This window comes from Cellvibrio zantedeschiae (assembly GCF_014652535.1).
GTDB classification, from domain to species: domain Bacteria; phylum Pseudomonadota; class Gammaproteobacteria; order Pseudomonadales; family Cellvibrionaceae; genus Cellvibrio; species Cellvibrio zantedeschiae.
The window spans coordinates 157,122-178,255 of sequence record NZ_BMYZ01000003.1 but is presented as its reverse complement, the minus strand read 5'-3'; the positions used below and the strand labels follow the sequence as shown (position 1 = coordinate 178,255).

Here is a 21,134-nt window from a genome sequence, read left to right as displayed (position 1 = left end):
GTGTCAGGACTAAGCATCGGGATATTGGTGGATAGCCCACTCAAGCAACAATATCTTGGCAACATGGTAGTGCAAGCGGGTCATAAAATCGGGTTTGCCTGGTCACTCAGCGCGAGTTCCGTGCTGCCGGGTATTCAACAAAATGTGGATGCCTGGGTGGTAGACGTTAATGAGCCTGATGATGGTGATGAAACCAACAGCCAAAAAATGGCGTTATCGGCATTTATTGATAACTTGTTGGAGCAAACCAGTGTTCCCGTGATAGTGAACGATGCGGCAGAGCTCACCCAAAGTAGCGCTGACTACAACAATTGGGTGCGCCGTATGTTGCAGCGGCTTGAGCGCCTAAGTGGCGATATAAATTTGCAAGCAAGCGGCGGTGCCAGCGAAGTCTGGGTCTTGGGTGCGTCTACCGGCGGGCCTGCCGCCGTAAAAGATTTTTTAAAACAGTTGCCACCTGAGTTGAATGTCGCCTTTGTTTACGTTCAGCATATCGACAGTGGCCAAGCTGAAACCCTGGTAAAAATGATGAGCAGTGCAGGGCGCTACTCTGTCAGCATTGCCAGGCAAGGTTCGGTCTTAAGTGACAATACGATTACCCTGGTAACTGCAGATCGCAGCGTAAGCATTCACGATAATGGCACCCTGGTTGTCGGGAAAAATCCTTGGGGCGGCTGCTATTCGCCGTCCATCGATCAGGTAACTGCCAATGTCGCTCGTGTATATCGCCAACGCAGTGGCATTATTATTTTTTCGGGTATGGGCGATGATGGGGCTGCCAGTTGCCGGCTGATTAAACAGCAAGGCGGCAAAGTGTGGGTGCAATCACCCGAGCAAAGCACTATTTCTTCAATGCCCGAGGCTGCGATTGCAACAGGTACCGTAAGCTTTACCGGCACACCACCGGAGCTGGCAGATGCCTTGGCGCGATTAAAAAGCCCGCGATCAATAAAACAATATTCGTAAAAATTTCAACAATTAGAATGTGTAACAGGAGCGCCTCGCATGCGAGCACCCAAAAGAATTGAGCAGAAAAAAATTCAGGAAGTCGCAAGCCTGTTGATTCCTTTGCAGGGTCACACCATTTTGTTGCCCAACGTAACTGTGGCAGAAATTATTCCATCGTCACCCGTGCAAGCCATAGAAAATTCACCGCTATGGTACCTGGGTAACTTTCAATGGCGTGAATTAACGGTACCCTTGCTGTCATTGGAAGCACTTAACGGCGAGGCAGTACCAAGCATTCACTCCCGTGCACGTTTTGCGGTGCTGAATACCACCGGCCTCCATGATGATTTACCCTTTATTGCCATACTCACCCAAGGTTTGCCTCGTTTGGCTCGGGTGAGCGAAGATGAAATCAGCGCGCGTGAAGACTCGGAAAATCGCCGTTACGATTTAATGCACGTGTCATGGGCGGGTGAATACACACTTATTCCCAATGTCACCGCCATTGAGCAAACTTTCCTGGATTATTTGCATACGAATGATTAACTTTTTTTGCCAAACATTGCGTTCATTAACCGCAAGCCTGTTGTTTGTTAGCACCATAATTTTTTTACAGGGATGTGGCGGTGAACGCAGCACACCTTACAATCCGCAAATTCCCTCGACACCTTGTTCAAGCAGTTCCAGTTCCAGCAGTAGCTCAAGCAGTTTGGAAATTACTGATGCAAGCTCAAGTTCGAGTTCATCCAGCTCCAGTAGCTGCTCAAGTTCGTCAAGCTCCTCTAGTTCCAGCAGTTCAAGTTCGTCGAGTGCATCGTCTGTGGCATGGGAGCTAATTTGGTCTGCAAATAAAACAGCAACAGTTGTTGATAAAAAAGAAAAAAATATTCAGGTTTTACGTACGGATACTGATTTCTACGCCGTTGCCAATGCTTATGCCGACCATAATCTTGCCGCGCAAGATTTCGCGCAGGGCCAAGTGATTCTTATTGATGACGGTGAAATAGACAGCTGCGCAGCGCATCTGGAATTTAATTCGAATTGGAGTGCAACTGAACTGACCGATAATTCAGTGAAAGTCACGGTAAATTATATCGAGAAACCCAAACTCGACAAATGCAGCTCCACCTTTACGCGGCCGTTTTATTTTTATTATTTGAAGACCAAAAAGCTGTTGGTGTTTGAAGAAAAAATTGCCCAATAAAAAAGTCCTGCGCTAATACCGCAGGGCTTTTTTCTTTTACTCGTATCATTAAGGTCTGGAAAATTCCCGGCGACGATATGAGTTTCGAGAGGAGGAAACGGCAAGTGATTTTCCGTTAGTTTTAAAAATCTCCCCATAGATATTGCACCAGGCTAATCGCTGCAACGGGTGCCGTTTCTGTGCGCAATACTCTTGGGCCAAGTGTGAGCGGCGAGAAGCCTGATGCAACGGCTTGCGCAATTTCATGCTCATCCAAACCACCTTCCGGTCCAATCAACAGTGCGACACTTTGCGTGGTTTTTTCTTTCGGTAAACCTTTGCTATCGCGGTGATGCAATACAAATTTTAATTCCGAGTTGCACTGAGTAACCCAATCCGAATAATTCGCGGGTTCTGATAATTCCGGAAGTAAATTGCGCTGGCATTGCTCACAAGCGCTAATAATAATTTGCTGCCAGTGCTCCATTTTTTTATCGGCGCGCTCGCCAGTTAATTTTACTTCGGTGCGCTCAGTGATTAGCGGAATGATTTTGGTTGCACCAAGTTCAGTTGCTTTTTGCAGCACCCAATCCATACGTTCGCCGCGTGAAACACCAATCGCCAATTCTAATTGCAAATGTGATTGACGATTTTCCGCGCTAAATTCTTTTATGTGTACATCAACATGTTTTTTGTGCACAGCGGAAATTTCTGCCGCATATTCGCCGCCTTCGCCATTAAACAAAATCAACTCGCGCCCGGCTTGCATGCGCAAGACTTTGCTGAGGTAATGGGATTGCGGTTCTGCCAGCGAGAGTGTGCTGTTTGAAACGAGTGCTTGGTGGGTGAAAATTCTTGGAATGCGCATAATAAATTATTCTTTAGGGGAGTCGTCATCCTCGCGCAGCGGGGATCCAGCTTTTGATTTTTCGATATTTTTAAGAGCTGGATGGCCAGCCCGTGGATCCCCGCTACGCGAGGATGACGAGTCCCTGCTTCATTGCTTGTTGAGGGGTTAATTCCCACGCTCAATAATATACGCAGAAAGCGCACGCAAATAATCTGCACTTTCACCAAAACCTTCGAGCGCAGCAAGCGCCTGTTGATGCAATTCTTGCGCTTTTTTGCGCGCGCCATCCAGCCCCAAAAGTGCAACATAGGTAGGCTTATTGCGCGCAATATCCGCACCTTGTTGTTTGCCCAGGGTTTCTGTATCGGCAGTAACATCGAGAATATCGTCTTGCACCTGAAAGGCGAGACCAATAGCAGCGGCGTAGGTATCCAATGCTTTTAATTGCGCATCGCTCGCGCCTAAAGCGGTTGCGCCCATGCTCACGCTTGCGCGAATCAATGCCCCGGTTTTATGGCGATGCATATTCTCCAATTGCGCAAGGTTTATGGTTTTATCCACGGCGGCCAAATCAATTGCTTGGCCTAACACCATACCTTGTACGCCAGATGCATTGGCTAATTGGCGAATTAAACCAATCTGGATTTTCGCATCAATATTTTCAGCTTCACTCAATAATTCAAACGCAAAAGTTTGCAGTGCATCGCCTGCCAGAATCGCGGTGGCTTCGTTAAAAGCGATATGACAAGTCGGCTTGCCGCGGCGTAAATCATCGTCGTCCATTGCGGGCAAGTCGTCGTGAACCAAGCTGTAGGAGTGTAAGCTTTCAAGTGCGCAGGCAATACGGTCTAACAGCTCCGCTTGCGAATTTAATGCATTACTCGCAACAGCGAGCGCACTGGCGTAAGCGAGGGTAGGGCGTACGCGTTTGCCGCCATTGAACAAACTGTAACGCATGGCTTCGCGCAGTTGCGTGGAATCCTGGTCAAGTGGCAAATAGTGAGCAAGTGCACTGTCTACGCGCTCGTGGCTCGCGCGGGCAAAATCTTTAAAGGCCAAATCTTTGAGCGGCAGTGCTTGCGTCATTCATCGTCGCTCGCATCAAACTCGGTTAAGACTATCTCGCCCTGTTGTTCCAGCAGCAAGCTCACTTGCTGCTCGGCTTCCGCCAAACGTGTTTGGCATTCGCGCGTTAATTGAATGCCTGTCGAGAAGGCTTGCAGAGATTCTTCCAGCGATAAATCGCCTTGTTCCATTTTATTAACGAGGGCTTCAAGGGCATTGAGCGACTGTTCAAAGTCGGCGGCTTTCTTTTTGGCGGCCATGATAATTCCGTGAGGATTGAAAGTGCGACGATTATAAACGCCGTTCCCGCCCTTGGCGACCACATTGATTTGTGTGAGTTCGGCGTGGCGTGTGAGACATATCCTACAAAGATTAGCGATATTCGCCACTAGAGGCTGGCATGCGAATCCACAATAATGAACGCTTAAGGACGAGCGCATTTCGGAGTGAATGTGACTTAGGAATGATAAGGAATGTCCACCGTATTTACCAAAAGGGCGTATCCTGTCGCCTGATTGGTACAATCTGTAAAGAAGACCCGCTGCATCCCCCTGTAGCGGGTTTTTTTATGTCTGAAATTACCTTTCCCGAAATCGGCGTGCCATAGGCAATCGCCCTAAATTCCAGTAGTATGCCTCGCACCTATTGTGCAGGTTCGTACACTCATCATTCAGGTTTGCGCCTGCACAATCTATTAATAAGATCTTCAATTACTGCCTGTGTTCAGGCGCAGAGGGTGGCGCAACGGTGAATAAACGGATTGGTGAATTGCTCATAGAGCGCGGCCTGATCCAGCAAGACGACATAAAAAAAGCCCTGCAATTACAGCAGTCTATCGGTGGCCGGGTCGGTGCCGGATTAGTGCGTATGGGTGCAATTTCTGAAGATGCCTTGCTTGATGCCCTTTCCATACAGCTCAATATTCCCGTTGTTCGGTCCGGTTCGGATATTCCCGATGCGACCGGCCTTTACGCCTTTGCTAAATCTGCTCCTATCGACATCAACTGGTGCATCGACAACCGTGTGCTCATTTGGGCCGATGACGAAGGTCAATTGAATTTTATCAGCCGCGATCCGCTTCTGCCTTTTATCCATGAAGTCTTGCGCTACCACTACCCGGATTCACCCTTAAAGCCCTGGCTCATCACCAGTTCCAGTCTCGATAATCTTGTGGATTACGTGCGCCGCGAAGTGAGCGCCGAGCGTTTTTTTGCAGAAGGCAGTGAAACCAAAGGCCTACGCGAAATGGCTGAGGAAGCGCCGGTCGTCGAACTGGTCAATAACATCTTCGCCAAAGCTGTTGCTTTTAATGCATCGGATATTCACCTCGACCCGCAGGAAGATGTATTCCGCGTGCGCCTGCGTGTGGATGGTATTTTACAAACCCAGCTTGAGCAGCCTATTGACCGCTACCCGGCGGTGGCCTCACGCGTAAAACTTATTTCTGAAATCGATATTGCCGAGCGTCGTTTGCCGCAAGATGGCCGTATCACCACGCGCGTAAATGGCCGCGAGATGGATGTGCGTGTGTCTACATTGCCTGGTGTTCATGGCGAATCCATTGTAATGCGTCTGCTACCGAAAGATCGCAAAGAATTATCGCTGGAAACCCTTGGGCTTGAGCCAGACCATATCGAACTGGTGCGTTCGCTCATGCAGGAGTCCAACGGGATTGTGCTGGTAACCGGACCGACAGGTTCTGGTAAATCCACAACCTTATATGCCGCTTTGCAGGAAGCGACTGACGGCACGCGCAAAATTCTCACGGTGGAAGATCCGGTTGAATATCAATTGCCCGGCATCACCCAAGTACAAGCGCATTCTGAAATTGGCTACACCTTCGCCCGTGCATTACGTGCCTTCTTGCGGCAAGACCCGGATGTGATCATGGTGGGCGAGATCCGCGATGTGGAAACCGCGCAAATTGCGATTCAATCAGCACTGACAGGCCACTTGGTACTATCAACCCTGCACACCAACGATTCACTCTCAGCATTTACCCGTTTGATTGATATGGGCGTTGAACCTTTCCTCGTCGCCGCGCCCATCAAAGCCGTGCAGGCTCAGCGTTTGGTGCGCAAAATCTGTAAGCATTGCGCCAAGCCAAGTCATGTCCCTGAGTCCATCGCCGCCGAATTTTCTAGTCTGAAAACCACCATTACCCCCAACTGGGTTGAAGCGGTTGGCTGCGCCGCTTGTAACAATACCGGCTATTCAGGGCGTATGGGTATTTATGAGATTGTGCCTATATCTGGCGAGTTGCATGACATGATTGTAGAAAACGTTCCCGTGGCCGAAATGCGCAAGCTCGCGCGCAGCCAGGGTCATCGCAATATGTATCAGGATGGACTTATTAAGGCCGCCAAAGGTCTTACGACCGTTGAAGAAGTCCTGCGCACTACCAGCATGGACATTGAATAGGTCACGCCATGCAATTTTCCTACAAAGCACTCGACGCAAACCAAGCCCTGATCGCCGGCAACATAGATGCTGGCGATGAGCGCGAGGCTTTGCGTTTGATTCGCGAGAAAAACCTGCAAGTCGTGGAAATTGCTCCTCAGTTGGAAGACAAAAGCGGCTTGCGCAAGAAGCTGAGCCAGGCGGAAATCACTGTTTCCCTATTTGAAATGACTACCATGCTGGATTCCGGCGTAGCCATCGCCGATGCCCTACAATCCCTGCAAGATTCCGATGCCCATCCCAAGCTCCTGCGCTTCTACCGCACCGCCTCCGAGCGTTTGCAACAGGGCGCTAATTTAGGCTCTGCGCTGACCAGCAACGAAGTAAAATTGCCACCTTATTTCATCCAATTGATCGCCGCCGGTGAAGCCTCCGGCCAACTCGCCAACGCCATGCGCCGCGGTGTCGAGCAGATGGAATACGATCTTTCGGTTGCGAATGATTTGCGCAACGCATTGATTTATCCAAGCGTATTAGTTTTAACCGGAATCGCCGCCGTAGGCTTGATTTTCGTCTTCGTGGTGCCCAAATTTGCGAATTTATTGGATGGTAAAAACGAGTTGCCTTTGCTCGCACACGCGGTTTTGTCGACGGGCATGTGGCTTAACCAATATTTCTTATTTGTGCTGGTGTTATTGGCGGGTCTCGTAACTTTTGCAGGTGTGCAGCTGTCCAAGCCCGAAGTGCGTCAGGCATTGTTGGATAAGGCTGCAGGCTTCCCTATTTTTGGCCGCTGGCTGGGTGAGTCTGATATCGCACGTTGGTCATCGGTAATGGGAGCCATGCTCGCGAGCCGGGTGGAATTGGTTAAGGCGATGGATTTAGCACGTGCGAGTGTAAAAAACTCGCGTCGCAGTAAAGCCCTAAACGCGGCTTTATCTGCTGTGCAAGCCGGTGGGCATTTATCCAAAGCCTTGCAAGACAACCAAATTCTCAACGCAACTGCTTATAACCTTGTGCGCGCAGGTGAAAAAACCGGGCGTCTTTCGGAGATGTTGTTTGCGGTTGCCAAGATTTATGAAAACAGCAGCAAAAACCGTATGAAACGCTTTTTGTTGTTGATCGAACCTCTCGCCATTGTGCTAATCGGCGTGGCCGTGGGCGTGATTATGATGGGGCTAATTCAGGCCATCACCAGTGTGAATGACATTGCTATTTAACTCCTTCTGCACCTCGCCCTTATTAAGGGGAAGGTCGGGAGGGGGTTAATTTTTTGGAGAAGATTATGTTTGTTAAAAAATCTCAACGCGGCTTCACCATGATTGAGCTTTTGGTAGTGCTAGTAATTCTAGGGTTGATGGCGGGTTTTATCGGGCCAAGAGTACTCGGCAAGGGTGAAACGGCCAAAGTGGGAACCACCAAAACCCAGCTTAAAGCCCTCAAATCGGCCTTGCAAACGTACAAGCTGGATGTGGGCGAATACCCAAGCACGCAAGAAGGTTTACAAGCGCTCAATAGCAGCCCGGAATCTTCCAAAGCTAAACAAAATTGGCAGGGGCCTTATCTGGACGGAAAAGTCCCACAAGACGGTTGGGGTAATCCATTCCAATATCGCCGTGAAGCTCACGGTCAGGAAGATATAACCCTGATCTCCCTGGGTGCTGACGGAAAGCCGGGCGGTGAAGGTCTGGATGCTGACCTGACCTTAGGCGATTAATGTCCCTTGAAATTCATGAACCAGCGCAATGGCTTCACATTGGTTGAAGTGCTTGTTGTTCTCATCCTCTTAGGACTGACGAGCGCGCTGGTTCTGCCCAAATTTCCCGCCATTTACGAACGCTTTAAAAGCCGCTCAGAGCAAGATGCTTTTTTCCAAAGTTTGGGTACGCTTCCGCTCAAGGCTTACACGACGCAGAAAAATATTGTGCTCGACCAGGCTAATGCGCTTCAACTGATCGAACTGCCTTCAGGTTGGACTCTGCGTATTCCAAAGCCCATCATCTATAAAGCCAACGGCGTATGCCTTGGCGGTGAACTGACCTATACCGCCAAGGGCATACATACCCGCATCAAACTCGCTCCACCCTACTGCGAAGCGGTCAGGTTATGAGTTCTTCGTATTTGCACATTCATAAATCACGCGGATTCACCTTGCTTGAGGCTATGGTCGCGCTGGTGATTTTTTCCATGGTTGCTATCGGCATATACAGCTGGGTCAACACCAACCTTATTACCCTCAACCGCCTCGCTGAAGTTGCCGCTACCGAGCAAGTACTTAACTCATCTGTTGAGCGTTTGAAGCTTGTGGACATGAGCAAAGAAACCAGCGGCCGTTTTAACGTAAATGGCTATTGGGTTGAGTGGAGTGCAGAGCTGTTGGAGCCTTGGAAAAATGGCACAACTGCAGCCGGCGCGATTGGCCTTTATGACCTCGGGCTGTTTAATGTAAAACTCTCATTTTCTAAAGATGATCGCATCGTGGGCGGCTACGAATACCGCCACGCGGCTTATAAACAAGTTCGCGAATTTAAGCTGGAAGGTGATTAATGAACCCAAAAATCCGGTTTTCCCGCGCTCAACGCGCCTTCACACTGGTAGAAATGCTGGTGGTAATGGTGATTGTTGGCTTGCTCATTACGGTGATTATGCAAGGTTTTGGATTCAGCATGGGCATGTACCAGCGCGTGGTGCGCGTGCAAAAAAATGCCTACAGCGAAGTGCTCGCCTACAACTGGTTGCGTTCTACGTTGGGTTCACAAGTTGCCATGCGCCCAAAAGATCGTGGTCTTGAAGGTGGCGTGAGCAGCCTTTCCACATTCACTTACGAACCCTTGGTTGAACAAAGCGGTTTAAAAACTCGAGTGGAGTGGCAGTTGGTGCAGTCGGGGGACGCTGTCAGCCTCGAATATCGCGAAGGCAATAACACCTTTGCTGTTTACCGCTGGCCGGAATCCACAGGGCAATTTGAATATCAGGACGAAAAAGGCCAGTGGATAAATCGTTGGCCAGCAGAAAAATCCGATTTGCCACCGTTGCCAGAGTCAGTGCGCATCTTGATTAATTCCGGCAAAGAAGCCCGCAATTACGTGGTAAAGGTCGCTACACGTAAACGCTCGGAAGTTACTATGGATGAGGCGCTCTATGGTCGCTAAATTCGCCAAACAGCAACAGGGTTTTATTTTAGCGGCAGTGCTTTGGGTGCTGGCCATTATGCTTGTTGCTGTAGGGATTTTTCACGCCTACGTCCAGCGTAAACTCGCAATAGGTCTTGAAGCCAAGGCGCATATTCAGGAGCGCCTTGATGCACATTCCACCGAGCAAACCCTATTATATCTTCTCGCTACCTCACGTTTTACCCTTGCGGGCGCAACCTTCACGCCTTTACGTCCAGAGCAGTTGATTGACGAAAGTTTTTCCTACACATCCGCCGTGGGTGACGAAATGTGGATGGACGGCACTGTCTATCAAGGTTTAGGGACAGCGAAATTTAGTGTGCAGGATAACGGCGGTTTGATTCCCGTGAGCCCACCGGATCTTTTGGTCCTCTCCAACTTTTTAGATCATTTTGAAACCGATGCTGGTAAAAAAGCCCGTTTACTAAGTGCTCTGCGGGATTACGTGGATGCGGATGATCTAATCAGTCTTTCCGGCGCAGAGACGCAGGATTACACCGCAAAAAAAATGCTGCCGCCCACCAATGATTTTTTGCGTACCGCGCCCGAAATCAAACGGGTAATGGGCTGGCAAGAATGGATGGAAGCCCATCCCGAATTTGACGCGCAAAATTGGTTGAGCGTGGGGCGGTTCGGCATTCTGAATTTAAATACCATGCCTAAAGACTTGCTGATGAAATACCTCGGGCTGAGCGAGCAATTGAGTGACCAGCTTATCGTTGAGCGCAAAACCAATCCATTCCGCTCAGGGGAAGATTTTATTTTACGAACTAATTTGTTGCTGACATTGGACGAAGATCGTTTGCGCTTTTTGCCCGGTAACGAAATACGGCTGAAGATTTGGAATAAAGGGGGGTCACAAGCCCGGTTGATTAGCCTACAATTGACGCCCAACGGGCTGCTGGGGCCTTGGCAAGTGGATTATGAGTACAGTGTCCAATCTGTTGAAAACAATAACGAAGCTTTGGCCATTCGCCAATCAAACCTCTTCAATCCAGCCTTGGGTGATGACCGCCGAGGGCATTAAATTATTGGCCAGCCGTAGCGAATACGAATTGGTCACGCTGGAATCCCCCACGCTTATACTTCCGCGCAAATTCCTGTTCTACCAATGCATGGATTTTGAATCAGTACCCCGTGCATTGCGAAAAAATCTATTGGCCCAGCGCGTTCGCCAATTTAGTCCATTTAATAATCCCGCCAGTTGGCAAGTCAGCGAAGGCAAGAGCGCACTGGTTTGGTTCTGGGATTCCGAGCGCGTTGTGCGCATGCATCATGAGCAAGATCTTCCCACGCTCAGTGTCGTTCCTGAAACCATGCTCTATCCAGCGCTCGAAAAAGGTTTGCGCTTGCAACCCTGTATCGAAGGTTGGGAATTGCAATATTGGGTCAACAAATTACTCTTGCACTCCCGCTGGTTTGCCAACAAACCCGATGCGCGCGAGCAAGCAGATTTCGTGCGCGTGTGTGGCGCAACGGAAGATGAATATTGGATTGAAGGCAGCGCAGAATTACTCAGCAAACCCTGGAACGAAAAAGCCTTTTGGAGCAAAGAAAATTTACAAAGCGAAGCCGTTGCACCGCGTTTGGTTTTGGGGATTTTCCTCGCATGGTTTTGTTTGCAATTGGGTTTAGGTTTGGGCGTACAAATTAAAAAAGCTTTTTTATCCGCGAGTGTTGCTACTAAAAATCATCGCTTGGCCGATGTGGTCAAACAGCGCGACGGCGCGTTACAGCAACAAGAATTTAATCAATCAGTGTCAGCATTAGTCGATGCACCTAGTCAATTACATTTAGTAGCGCAAGTGCGTTCCTGTCTTGCAAGTCTGGATAAATTCATGATTCTGGATTGGCAATATCAACGCGGCCAAATTGCTGTTGTATTGCAGCAAGATAATTTGGATACGCGCGCGCTTATCGAAGCCTGCAATAAAAATCCGCTATTTACTGATGTGCGCGCAGAGCCTGGAATTACGCCTAATCAATCGCGTTTAGTATTTAGTTTGCCCAATGCTGTTAAGGAGGCAAACGATGCTCAATAATTTGCGCGCGCAACTTATACCCTATTGGTTGCAATTTCAGGATCAGTTGCAAGCTAACCAACGCCTGCGTTGGATGATGTGGGGCATTGCCTACATTTTTGTTTTTTATTTTTCGCTAGTGCTTAACGATTGGCGTCAGGAACAAAATAATTCGGTTGCGCAACTGCAGCGCACATCCACCAAGCTCGATCAATTAAAACATCAAACCCAATGGCCTGAGCGCTGGCAACAAGAAAAAGCGGTCGGCGAAAAACTGCGCGGCAAATTGTGGGAAACCCAATCAGAAAGTCTTGCAGAAGCTGATCTGCAAAACTATTTGCGTAAATTAATGAATGATCACAACGGCCAAAATTATCGTCCACGTTTAGCACCTACGGAGCGCATCACCATTGCAGGTGAAACCATGATTAAAGTGGCTGCGGAAGTAACAGGCGCAGTGGCGAGCACTCAAATTGATCACTTTATGAAAGCCATGGCCGATAATCCCAAAAGTCTTGAGGTTGAGCGTTTCAGTTACAGTCCACAACGCAGTGGTCAGTTGAACATGCAAGTCGCTGCTTATTTTCTAATTGTGGAAGCGCCTGCTGCAGATGCTTCCACTCAGGAGGCCGCAAATGCTCCTTGAAAATTTATCCTCACAAGAGCGTCAACTTTACGGACTAATAGGTGTCTCTTCTGCTGCGGCTTTGGTGCTGGGTTTGCTGGGGGGGTTAATAAGCTTCAGCTGGGGAAACAAAGATCGCGCCGATAATTGGCAGGCGTCTGCTACACCAGCCCAAGTCGATACGCTAAAAGATTTTACGGATATTTCTACCCAGTCACGCTGGTTTACCGAAGCTGGCCCTGCTACAGCAGCGCAAACGGCGGAAGCCGCCAGGAAAGCTATAGAAGGCCAGCCAGAAAGCCTTAAATTGATCGGCATAGTCCAGCGCAACAACCAACCCTACGCTTTGTTTATCCCGGTTGACCCTAACCCGGCTAGCAGTGGAGCGCCTAAAGGTGTTACTCAATTTACGGTGGGGCGAACCCTGGTTGGCGACTGGCAGGTAAAAGAAATTACCGAGAGCAAAGTCGTTGCAGCAACCAACAAAGAAGGCGCAGAGCAACAAACGCGGGAAATATTCTTGTATCAAGCAAAAAAATAAGCGTTACACCTGAGGTTTGCGATAGATCCTTACCCAAAATCAGTTACACAAAAATCACATTAACGCTAGTATTCGCACACCTGCAAAAACCAACATGCAAACCCATATCGCACCATCTGTTTCACCAAGGAAATACAGCCGAATGTCGACTCACAGCATTAAAAAATCGATCCACGCAAGCTCCCCGCGCTTTTGGGCGGTTATACCACTTGTGTTAGCCATCGCGGGTTGTAACTCTTTGCAGTCCAGTGATGCAGAAAAAAAAGCCCAGGCGGCAAAAGTCAGCCCCATTGCAGAGCTAAAGCCCCTGCGTGAACCCAAGGCGCAGTTGGATATACCCACCTTTACGCCTGAAAATATCAACATGCAAACCCAGTACAAACCTGGGCCGGGCGTGAATATCACCAGCACCGTGGCCGATTCACAGGTGAGAGAGTTGAGTCCCAACTTAACTGGCCAACCTCTCAGCGCTAATTATCACGATATGCCGCTGCCAGTGTTTATTAATGAAGTATTTGGCAATCAATTGGGTTTATCATTCAGTCTCGATCCGCAAATCCAGAAGCAAACAGATCTGGTGTCATTACGGGTTAACGATCCTATTCCACCGTCCGAACTCTTCCGCATAGCTGCACGTACCTTATCAGCCTACGGCGTAGCTATTTCACAGCAAGACAATGTTTATAGCTTTACGGTAGATAAAAACGTGAGCGGCGGTGAGACCCCCTTATTAATAAGCGGCCGTACACTCCCCGATGTTCCGGAATCCCATCGCCCAGTGTTCATGTTTGTGCAGTTGAAAACAGTGGGTAACAATAAAGTGGCTAGCTGGGTTTCTTCCGCATTACAGGGTAAGGACATAAAGGTTACGGAGGATGCGATACGAAATGCAGTGATGATCAGTGGTAAGCCAGATGTGGTAAGACAAGCTTTGGCGATTATTGACGTCCTAGATCAGCCTTTTATGCGCGGTAAATATTCAACTAGTATTGAGCCAGCGTTTACTAAAGCGTCTGACTTAAGTAGAAATCTGAAAGATGTTCTCAGTGCCGAAGGCTACGATGCTAGTTTAAAGTCAGCTCCAGGCTCAATAATCATTATACCGTTGGACGGTACCAATCAATTAGTTGTATTTGCAGGTTCTCAAGCAATACTCGATCATGTTCGTGATTGGGTAAAAACGCTAGATCGTCGCCAGCAGATGAGTATTGATCAAGGTATCTTTTCATACGAGGTTCGGAATACTGAAGCAGGCCACATCGTCGAGCTGCTCAATGGTATCGAAAGTGGTGCGTCGCCTAGCTCTTCGAGCGCTTCTATGTCAAGAAACGCTACACCCCAAGGCAGCGCTGTATCAGATGCTGTAACGACAAATTCAACGTCTAACCGCCCATCCGCCGGGAGTATTAGTGGTGGTAACTTTGCGGTTGATACCAATAGAAATACCATCGTATATAAAGGAAGTGGTCAGGCGTGGGCAGATTTGTTACCCGTTATTCAGTCTCTGGATAAGTCGGCACCATCGGTATTAATAGAAATGCTTATCGCAGAGGTATCGCTTAATGACAGTGATAGCAGCGGCGTAGAGCTCCTTACCAACGGTATAGTGAGTAATAACGGTCGCGTTTATGATGCTACTGTAAAAACCTTAGGTGGCTTGGGCATAGGCAAATCAGGTCTTACGGGCACTATTAATAGCGCAGGCCAAACCCGCGCAATACTTAATCTTTTCCAACAAAACAAGCGTGCCGAAATTCGTTCACGTCCGCGCTTAATGGTCAAAAGCGGCCAAGAAGCGACAATTGATGTCGGTAAGGAGGTTCCTACTCGTGGCTCCGCATCAACAACCGGTAGCTCAGCAGATTTTGTGGTGCAAAACATTAATAATGCCAAAACCGGCGTTCGTTTAGCTGTTAAACCGGTGGTGCATGCGTCGGGCAATATAGATATCGATATTGATCAAGAGCTTAGTGAAGCAACAAAAACCGATACGAGTAGCATTGACTCGCCCACTATTTTCAATCGTAAAATTAAAACCATCGTTACCCTGCGGGACGGTGGATCAATATTGTTGGGAGGACTTATTTCTACCAACAAGTCTTCTACTAGATCAGCAGTCCCTAAATTGGGTTCAATTCCGCTTTTAGGTAAATTGTTCCGGAGTGATACCGGCGGTACTGATCGCACGGAGCTTGTGGTAATGATTATTCCTTATGTAATAGAAACTCCCACAGAAGGTGAAGCCATCACTAAAACCATTCAGGATGCCTTCCAAAAGGCAGAGTAGCTAACTCAGAATGAGTTGACGTCCCCCCTCATGGAGGGGGGACGTCAAGGAGTAAACCGTCCCATTAAAACAGCATTTCCCTCCCAGCACAAAAGTCCTATAATAGATTCCACTTATAAGCGCGAATAACACTCATCAGATTTTACTTTGATGGCTGTAGTGACTTTGCAGCCCAAACGCCCTTTTAAGTAAGTCTACATTGGCGAAAAATCGCATAAATAAAAGCAGAATAATTGTATAAAGCTTCTACACTGTGCTTACCAAGAAATATCTTTGTAATAAAGTGTACACATTAAGCAGCTAGCCTTTAAAGTTAGGCATACTTTTAGCATGACAGTAAGTGTAAAAAGGTAGTTTAGACTCGGTGCTTAACCTGTGCATACTGTTTTACTGGTACCGTTTGTTATAAAACGGTAATTATTGCCGTAAAACATTGTTCAGCTGGCGTTGGGGATGTGTATTTTATGCTCTTGGTGTGCATATTTTGTGCATTATGGTTGTGAAATACATTCACTTCCCTTGGTAAGTGTCTGCTTTTAATAACTTAAGGCTTGATAAATTGATTTGATAGGGTATATTCTTGGTCGGTCTTTAAATCGTGGGATTGCTCTTGCAGACCCAAGGACCCCAAGACCAATCAAATCAACGTTGATTATAAAGTTTACTAATTAGGAGTTTAACCATATGGTTTCCAAGAAAATTTTAGGCGTAGCTATTGCTGCTGCTATGTTCTCAGGTTCAGCTTTTGCTGTTACCAACATCGATACTACTGCTGCAAGTGCTTATCCTGCAGAAAAGTATGCGAAAGAAACAATTTTATCTTCTGATAAAACAACTGTTAGCGGTGTTGACTATTACACTATTACTAGTGGTGCAGACGCTGATCTTGATGTATCAGCACCAATTTCTAAAGCTATGGTAACCAACGACGTAGCCTACGTTCGTGTTAGCTTGTCTAAAGGTATCTTTAAGGCAGACCCATCTTGGACATTGGCGAACACTACTGGTGCTATCCAACAAGGTGGTAATGGTTTCAGTTATGTAATTTTCAAAGTTACTGCTACCGGTGCTGTTACTCAAACGGCTACTCCAGTTATTGGCATAACCTCTCTCGGCTTGACTACTTCTTTAGACCCTGTTTCAGTTACCTTCTCTGCACATGAAACCTTTACCGGTGCATCTACTTCAAAAGATGCTTGGTACACTAAAACTTCAGCTGCCGAGTTAGTTAGCGTGGTTTCGGGCTTGAAGCAATCTTTCGCTGCTGGCACTGCAACTGCTGATGTTGAGCAAGCGTTCAAGAAATTTACCAACACAACCACTCCGGTTGGTAAAATTGATTTGACCGTTGATACTTCTACAGTAAATCGTGTGGGTGTTACTACCACTCTTGCTGACATTGCTTCTGCAGCTGCTGTGAAAATTACCGGCGACTTCACTTTAACTGCTGCTAACACTTACACTTTGAATGCGGCTGCTGATTGTTCTGGTGCTTCTACTAACTTGACAGTTGATACAAGCAAGACGTTTGCAACCTCTACTTTTGCTACAGTTACTGCTAGACCATATTTCTGCATCGTTTCTGATGGCTCTAAAGTGATTCCAGAATCATCATACAGTGCTACTGTGACTTACACCGCTGTAACCAACGCGGTATGGGCGCCAGCAGTATTCTCTGGCAAAGTGGGTGATGTAGTTCGTAACGGTACAACCATCCAAGTTCCATACATCACTACTTTCGAAGGCTATACTCAACGTTTAGTATTGGTTAACCGTGGTGCTGCAGATGTTACTTATGCTGTAACCTTTACTCCAGAAACTGGCGTAACTGCTGCTGCTGGTGCTAAAGCAACTGGTACTTTGAAGGCTAACTCTACTACCATCATCCCATCTGTGGATTTGGTAACATTGACTGGCGCTTCTCGTACCGCTGCTACTGTAGCTATCGTATCTGCTCAAGCTAACATTGATGCAGCTACCACCATCGTTAACGCTGGTGACAAGTCTACTGACACTGTAAAACTGAAGTAATTCAGTAATATAGTTAAGTAAAAAAAGGGAGCTTCGGCTCCCTTTTTTTATTTTTATAAAACAGGATTTAATGGCGAATTAGCGTTATGTTGCGTAGAAAATTTTTGCAATGGAGTTTGGGTTCTCTGGCTATTGGAGCTGCTGGTGTTGGGTGTACGCCATCCAATAAAAAGCCAAATGTTTTATTCATTGCAATTGATGACTTGAATACCTGGATTGGTTGTTTAAATCATTTGCGTGAAGGTGTTCCAAGCGCAAAAACGCCAAATATCGATAAACTTGCTGTGCAGGGAATGTTATTTACCAATGCGCACACACCTGTTCCTTGGTGTATGCCAGCTCGCAATAATATGCTCACTGGCTTATATGCCAACCAATCAAATATTTTTAGCGATGAACTCTTTCGCGATTTCCTGCCAGATATTCGTACCTTGCCCGAGCACTTTAAAGACAATGGTTACTACACCTTGGCTGCTGGAAAGATTTTCCATGACACTTATCCGCAAATAAGTGCATGGGATAAGTACGAGCAATTTGCACGTCCAGCCTCGCAACGTCGGCAAAATCCATCTCTAAATAAAATGGCTGGCGAAGGTGTCGTTGATACGGATACCTTTGATTGGGGTGCAATTGCGGTAGATGAAAAAGAACTTACGGACGCAAAAATTGCTGATTGGGCTGTGAATGAATTAGCCCGGAATTACGAAAAACCATTTTTTATGGGCGTAGGCTTTCGTTTCCCGCATCTACCTTGGTACTTGCCGGAGTCTTATTTAAATAAATATCCGCTTGAAGAAATAAGCTTGCCTTGGGTGAAGGAAGATGATCTGGATGATGTTTCTTTGGCAGCAAAAAAAATGGCCCTCGCTAATCCATTTTCACAAGAACTAAAAATTGAAAATTCAGATTATTATCATGTAGTGAAATCTGATAATTGGAAGAAGGCAGTTCAGGCTTATATGGCTGCTATTACATGTGTTGATGAGCATCTTGGCAGAGTAATGGCCGCATTGGATGAAGGAAAGCATTCTCAAAATACAATCGTGGTGCTATGGAGCGATAACGGATTCCATTTGGGCGAGAAACTACACTGGCGAAAATTTACGCTGTGGGATCAGGCTACACGTATTCCGCTTATATTGCGTGCACCTAAAATTACAACTCCACAAAGCACGTCAAATCAAGCAGTAAGCTTGGTAGATATATATCCCACGCTCATTGAATTATGTGGGTTAACCGCACCAAATCATAAATTAAGTGGCGAAAGCCTGGTTCCCCTGTTAAAAAATCCCGCACTACAGAAGAAAACACCAGCGTTTACTACTTACGGAAAAGGTAATGATTCAGTTGTAGATGAGCGGTGGCGATACATTCGTTATGCCGACAACAGCGAAGAGTTATATGATCATCAAACCGATCCTCATGAATGGTTTAATCTCAGTAGTAGAACTGAATTTCAGGATATCAAAAACCATTTAAAAGCTTTCCTGGTTTAGTTGGTAATAATAAGGTCGTATGCCTAATGTTTATGCGCGGTAGAGAATTATCTGATGCTCGTTTTCAAATTGATTCGCTGGATGGTTTGCGCGGTATAGCCGTACTATTAGTTTTTTTGAGTCATACAAGCAATCAAGAATTTTTTCTATTCCCCTTTTTAAATTTGGCAGGCATAGGCAAGGAAGGTGTTTATCTATTTTTTCTATTAAGCGCTTTTTTGCTGACGCTGCCGTTTCTGGAGAAAGGTCGTGATGCGTTTAAGATTGCTCCGCTGGCAAATTATTTTTTGAGACGTTTTTTTCGAATATATCCTTTATATATTTTCTTTTTATTGTTTTGTTTTATATCGGGGAATTATTTGTGGGTTCTTCTGGGATTGCCCAAACCCTTAGGTGTGCCTTACATCCTTTCACTCCAACAAATATATGAGCACATTTTTTTAATTGATGGAGTGGGGGTTTCCTGGAGTATCTTGGTGGAATTTCGTTTTTACTTTATTTTGCCGCTAATCGCGTTTCTATATGCAGTGGTATTCAAAAATAATGTTTATCTATCTGTCGCGACAACCTTATTGTTAATTGCGCTTGGTCAGCTGGTGTGGCCAAAAGAGGGTGAAACGCTTTATCCGTCATTATTGGGCCCCTATATTGGCATCTTTCTAATGGGTTGTGGGCTCGCGTCCCTGCATCACTATTCAAAAAAATCATTATTCCTAAATAAAAAAAGTGTTCGGATTTTAATTGATGCCTGGGCGATCGTTGGGGTTTTTGGATTGGTGTATTTAATTCCTTCTGTAACCAATTTAATTACAAACAAAAATATTCCTTTAGATTATTACCATAAAGAGGTTTTGTGGTTCGGTGGTTTGTGGAGCTTGGTGTTATTTGCGTGCGTAAATGGTTTTGGATTATTTCGGGTGTTCTTCGAAATGCCGATATTAAGATATTTGGGATTCATCAGTTTTAGCTTGTATTTTTTTCATACAACGTCCGTTGCGCTCATCAAGTACTTCGCACCGCAAATGCCGCTAGCTGCTTGGGCGATGTTGCTGCTGGGTATTTGCATCTCCCATGTAACCTGGCTTTATATCGAGCGACCAACAGCGAAAATTAGATTGAAACAAAGTGCATCTTAATTGACCCGCGCAGGGGAAATGTAGCAGCTTAAACAAGAGAGGGGCTGCCCTTTCGGTGCAGCCCCATAACAGCATCCAGTTTCCTGAAAATCTCCCAAACATTCCTGGTTCTATACATCCTGTTGTACACAAATCCTATGTGTACATTGAGCATCCACTCTTCCCCTTAGCTAACATCCTTTCTTCTAAAGGGCGCTTCCGTTGATCTTACTTGATCGACAATCTTCCTTAAGTTCCTCCTTGTGGTAAGCATTGTGCTTAAAATGAACCCTATGAAATAGTCGCTAAAATCGCTATTTTTGTAGGAAATTAGCCCGGCTTTATGTGAGCTATTTAGGGGGCAGATAAAGATATCTGCTTATGTTTTAATGGCGCCTTCCCAAAAGCCAAGGTTTTGATGTGTTTAAAAGTCTCTATCAAAAAATTTTTAGGCCGAAGCGCGTGCTTTTTTATCGCGATGTGCAAAAACTTTTTGGTGGGCATTTGAAGGTTGCAGATTACTTTGAACATTTGGCCTCCAGCGCCTCTTTTGTTCCCTGTGTCAGTTTGTCGGATAACAGCCGCATGGATGCCTCTAACCCTTGGTTTGGCAAGAGGTCAGTAGAGTATCTGCCCGCAAATTACGACTACGTGTTTTTGGCAGGTATGGATTGGCGCGATTATTTAGCTGTTGATCACCCGCCAAACCAACCGGTTATAAATTTAATTCAGCATGTGCGTCATGCGGACCCTGCGGAAGATGTGTATCAATATTTGACCCAGCGCGCGATACGAATTTGTGTCTCCCAACAGGTCGCCGATGCGATCCAGCAGACGGAGAAAGTTAAGGGGCCAGTGTTTACTATCCCCAATGGTGTCGACTTACCCGACCTGTCGCTCGAGAAATCTTATGACGTGATCATTCTGGGTGTAAAGCAACCGGGGCTTTCACGGGAAATACATGAGCAGCTGACTGTCTCTGGTGAGAAAGTCGTGTTGGTGAGCGAACAGGTTCCGCGTGATTTGCTGTTCGAGTATTTGGCGGCAAGTCGTGTTGCGATATTGCTTCCTAATGTCACGGAGGGTTTCTATCTCCCTGCGTTGGAGGCTATGAAGTATTGTGATCTGGTTATTGTTCCTGATTGCGTTGGTAATCGCGATTTTTGCAAAGACAACCAAAATTGCCTGATGCCCGAATATAATCTCGAAGCGATTCTGGCAAGTGCTGCACAAGCAAAACATCTGCTGCAAAATGAACATGTTTTAACAGTATTTAAACGAGAAATGGGCGAAACTCTGCGCGCTCATAATTTGGCTAAAGAGCGCCAAGCTTTTCTGGAAATAATGGCCAATGTAAAAAAGTTGTGGGCGATGTAAACCAATCCTGGATGGTGCGTTA

At 46.6% G+C, this 21,134-nt stretch carries 21 protein-coding genes; 18 read left to right on the top strand and 3 right to left on the bottom strand.

Annotation, left to right across the window (positions count from 1 at the left end; translation table 11 throughout):
• From IE104_RS14840 to IE104_RS14830, 3 genes are read left to right on the top strand one after another with little or no spacing between them, the layout of a single operon-like run.
• Complete coding sequence (locus IE104_RS14840; protein ID WP_229837969.1) at positions 1-966, top strand: chemotaxis protein CheB; 966 nt, start codon at positions 1-3, stop codon at positions 964-966.
• Positions 967-1,005: 39 nt separating this feature from the next.
• The gene (locus IE104_RS14835) at positions 1,006-1,494 is read left to right on the top strand and encodes a chemotaxis protein CheW (protein ID WP_189419955.1); all 489 of its coding nucleotides are present in this window, start codon (positions 1,006-1,008) and stop codon (positions 1,492-1,494) included.
• Positions 1,487-2,152 carry a hypothetical protein gene (locus IE104_RS14830; RefSeq protein ID WP_189419954.1) on the top strand — a complete coding sequence of 222 codons (666 nt, stop codon included), beginning with the start codon at positions 1,487-1,489 and terminating at the stop codon, positions 2,150-2,152. The genes IE104_RS14835 and IE104_RS14830 overlap by 8 nt, the downstream gene beginning before the upstream one ends.
• A gap of 121 nt (positions 2,153-2,273) precedes the next feature.
• Here the strand turns inward: IE104_RS14830 and IE104_RS14825 are convergent, their stop codons facing one another.
• The 3 genes from IE104_RS14825 to IE104_RS14815 form a co-directional block, all read right to left on the bottom strand.
• Entirely contained in the window at positions 2,274-2,999 is a 726-nt protein-coding gene (locus IE104_RS14825) for a 16S rRNA (uracil(1498)-N(3))-methyltransferase (RefSeq protein WP_189419952.1), read from the bottom strand.
• A 147-nt stretch (positions 3,000-3,146) separates the two neighbouring features.
• Positions 3,147-4,067, bottom strand: a complete 921-nt coding sequence (ispA, locus tag IE104_RS14820; RefSeq protein ID WP_189419951.1) for a (2E,6E)-farnesyl diphosphate synthase — start codon at positions 4,065-4,067, stop codon at positions 3,147-3,149.
• A complete protein-coding gene (locus IE104_RS14815) occupies positions 4,064-4,306 on the bottom strand; it encodes an exodeoxyribonuclease VII small subunit (RefSeq protein ID WP_189419949.1) in 243 nt (80 codons plus the stop codon). Before IE104_RS14815 ends, ispA begins: the two co-directional genes overlap by 4 nt.
• 487 nt (positions 4,307-4,793) lie before the next feature.
• Between IE104_RS14815 and IE104_RS14810 the strand changes: the two genes are divergently transcribed.
• The 15 genes from IE104_RS14810 (at position 4,794) to IE104_RS14740 (ending at position 21,112) form a co-directional block, all read left to right on the top strand.
• On the top strand, positions 4,794-6,467 hold the full coding sequence (locus IE104_RS14810; protein WP_229837967.1) for a GspE/PulE family protein: 1,674 nt from the start codon (positions 4,794-4,796) through the stop codon (positions 6,465-6,467).
• 8 nt (positions 6,468-6,475) lie between these two features.
• Positions 6,476-7,666, top strand: coding sequence for a type II secretion system F family protein (locus tag IE104_RS14805; RefSeq protein WP_189419947.1), 1,191 nt, complete (start codon positions 6,476-6,478; stop codon positions 7,664-7,666).
• 65 nt (positions 7,667-7,731) lie between these two features.
• Positions 7,732-8,163, top strand: a complete 432-nt coding sequence (gene gspG, locus IE104_RS14800; protein ID WP_189419945.1) for a type II secretion system major pseudopilin GspG — start codon at positions 7,732-7,734, stop codon at positions 8,161-8,163.
• A gap of 15 nt (positions 8,164-8,178) precedes the next feature.
• Entirely contained in the window at positions 8,179-8,556 is a 378-nt protein-coding gene (locus IE104_RS14795) for a prepilin-type N-terminal cleavage/methylation domain-containing protein (protein ID WP_229838050.1), read from the top strand.
• Positions 8,553-8,993: a PulJ/GspJ family protein gene (locus IE104_RS14790; RefSeq protein WP_189419942.1), complete on the top strand. Its 441-nt coding sequence runs from the start codon at positions 8,553-8,555 to the stop codon at positions 8,991-8,993. The genes IE104_RS14795 and IE104_RS14790 overlap by 4 nt, the downstream gene beginning before the upstream one ends.
• Complete coding sequence (locus IE104_RS14785; protein WP_189419940.1) at positions 8,993-9,598, top strand: type II secretion system protein; 606 nt, start codon at positions 8,993-8,995, stop codon at positions 9,596-9,598. Before IE104_RS14790 ends, IE104_RS14785 begins: the two co-directional genes overlap by 1 nt.
• Positions 9,588-10,646 (top strand): type II secretion system protein GspK, encoded by a 1,059-nt coding sequence (locus tag IE104_RS14780; RefSeq protein ID WP_189419938.1) that lies wholly within the window; start codon positions 9,588-9,590, stop codon positions 10,644-10,646. The genes IE104_RS14785 and IE104_RS14780 overlap by 11 nt, the downstream gene beginning before the upstream one ends.
• The gene (locus IE104_RS14775) at positions 10,543-11,661 is read left to right on the top strand and encodes a hypothetical protein (RefSeq protein WP_189419934.1); all 1,119 of its coding nucleotides are present in this window, start codon (positions 10,543-10,545) and stop codon (positions 11,659-11,661) included. Before IE104_RS14780 ends, IE104_RS14775 begins: the two co-directional genes overlap by 104 nt.
• Positions 11,651-12,286 (top strand): hypothetical protein, encoded by a 636-nt coding sequence (locus tag IE104_RS14770; RefSeq protein ID WP_189419932.1) that lies wholly within the window; start codon positions 11,651-11,653, stop codon positions 12,284-12,286. Before IE104_RS14775 ends, IE104_RS14770 begins: the two co-directional genes overlap by 11 nt.
• A complete protein-coding gene (locus IE104_RS14765; RefSeq protein ID WP_189419930.1) occupies positions 12,276-12,806 on the top strand; it encodes a hypothetical protein in 531 nt (176 codons plus the stop codon). Before IE104_RS14770 ends, IE104_RS14765 begins: the two co-directional genes overlap by 11 nt.
• Before the next feature lie 142 nt (positions 12,807-12,948).
• On the top strand, positions 12,949-15,093 hold the full coding sequence (locus IE104_RS14760) for a secretin GspD/PilQ domain-containing protein (protein ID WP_189419928.1): 2,145 nt from the start codon (positions 12,949-12,951) through the stop codon (positions 15,091-15,093).
• A 684-nt stretch (positions 15,094-15,777) separates the two neighbouring features.
• Positions 15,778-17,124 carry a Slr4 family S-layer protein gene (locus IE104_RS14755; RefSeq protein ID WP_189419926.1) on the top strand — a complete coding sequence of 449 codons (1,347 nt, stop codon included), beginning with the start codon at positions 15,778-15,780 and terminating at the stop codon, positions 17,122-17,124.
• Positions 17,125-17,210: 86 nt separating this feature from the next.
• On the top strand, positions 17,211-18,620 hold the full coding sequence (locus IE104_RS14750; protein WP_189419924.1) for a sulfatase: 1,410 nt from the start codon (positions 17,211-17,213) through the stop codon (positions 18,618-18,620).
• Positions 18,621-18,646: 26 nt separating this feature from the next.
• The gene (locus IE104_RS14745) at positions 18,647-19,756 is read left to right on the top strand and encodes an acyltransferase family protein (RefSeq protein ID WP_189419922.1); all 1,110 of its coding nucleotides are present in this window, start codon (positions 18,647-18,649) and stop codon (positions 19,754-19,756) included.
• Positions 19,757-20,155: 399 nt separating this feature from the next.
• Entirely contained in the window at positions 20,156-21,112 is a 957-nt protein-coding gene (locus IE104_RS14740; RefSeq protein ID WP_189419920.1) for a glycosyltransferase, read from the top strand.
• Positions 21,113-21,134: the final 22 nt, after the last annotated feature.

What these genes read in the sequence shown, in the direction of transcription:
- IE104_RS14835 (WP_189419955.1), top strand. Translation starts at nt 1,006, where the DNA reads ATGCGAGCACCCAAAAGAATTGAGCAGAAAAAAATTCAGGAAGTCGCA.
- IE104_RS14830 (WP_189419954.1), top strand. Translation starts at nt 1,487, where the DNA reads ATGATTAACTTTTTTTGCCAAACATTGCGTTCATTAACCGCAAGCCTG.
- IE104_RS14825 (WP_189419952.1), bottom strand. Translation starts at nt 2,999, where the DNA reads ATGCGCATTCCAAGAATTTTCACCCACCAAGCACTCGTTTCAAACAGC.
- ispA (WP_189419951.1), bottom strand. Translation starts at nt 4,067, where the DNA reads ATGACGCAAGCACTGCCGCTCAAAGATTTGGCCTTTAAAGATTTTGCC.
- IE104_RS14815 (WP_189419949.1), bottom strand. Translation starts at nt 4,306, where the DNA reads ATGGCCGCCAAAAAGAAAGCCGCCGACTTTGAACAGTCGCTCAATGCC.
- IE104_RS14805 (WP_189419947.1), top strand. Translation starts at nt 6,476, where the DNA reads ATGCAATTTTCCTACAAAGCACTCGACGCAAACCAAGCCCTGATCGCC.
- gspG (WP_189419945.1), top strand. Translation starts at nt 7,732, where the DNA reads ATGTTTGTTAAAAAATCTCAACGCGGCTTCACCATGATTGAGCTTTTG.
- IE104_RS14795 (WP_229838050.1), top strand. Translation starts at nt 8,179, where the DNA reads ATGAACCAGCGCAATGGCTTCACATTGGTTGAAGTGCTTGTTGTTCTC.
- IE104_RS14790 (WP_189419942.1), top strand. Translation starts at nt 8,553, where the DNA reads ATGAGTTCTTCGTATTTGCACATTCATAAATCACGCGGATTCACCTTG.
- IE104_RS14785 (WP_189419940.1), top strand. Translation starts at nt 8,993, where the DNA reads ATGAACCCAAAAATCCGGTTTTCCCGCGCTCAACGCGCCTTCACACTG.
- IE104_RS14780 (WP_189419938.1), top strand. Translation starts at nt 9,588, where the DNA reads ATGGTCGCTAAATTCGCCAAACAGCAACAGGGTTTTATTTTAGCGGCA.
- IE104_RS14775 (WP_189419934.1), top strand. Translation starts at nt 10,543, where the DNA reads ATGAGTACAGTGTCCAATCTGTTGAAAACAATAACGAAGCTTTGGCCA.
- IE104_RS14770 (WP_189419932.1), top strand. Translation starts at nt 11,651, where the DNA reads ATGCTCAATAATTTGCGCGCGCAACTTATACCCTATTGGTTGCAATTT.
- IE104_RS14765 (WP_189419930.1), top strand. Translation starts at nt 12,276, where the DNA reads ATGCTCCTTGAAAATTTATCCTCACAAGAGCGTCAACTTTACGGACTA.
- IE104_RS14760 (WP_189419928.1), top strand. Translation starts at nt 12,949, where the DNA reads ATGTCGACTCACAGCATTAAAAAATCGATCCACGCAAGCTCCCCGCGC.
- IE104_RS14755 (WP_189419926.1), top strand. Translation starts at nt 15,778, where the DNA reads ATGGTTTCCAAGAAAATTTTAGGCGTAGCTATTGCTGCTGCTATGTTC.
- IE104_RS14750 (WP_189419924.1), top strand. Translation starts at nt 17,211, where the DNA reads ATGTTGCGTAGAAAATTTTTGCAATGGAGTTTGGGTTCTCTGGCTATT.
- IE104_RS14745 (WP_189419922.1), top strand. Translation starts at nt 18,647, where the DNA reads ATGTTTATGCGCGGTAGAGAATTATCTGATGCTCGTTTTCAAATTGAT.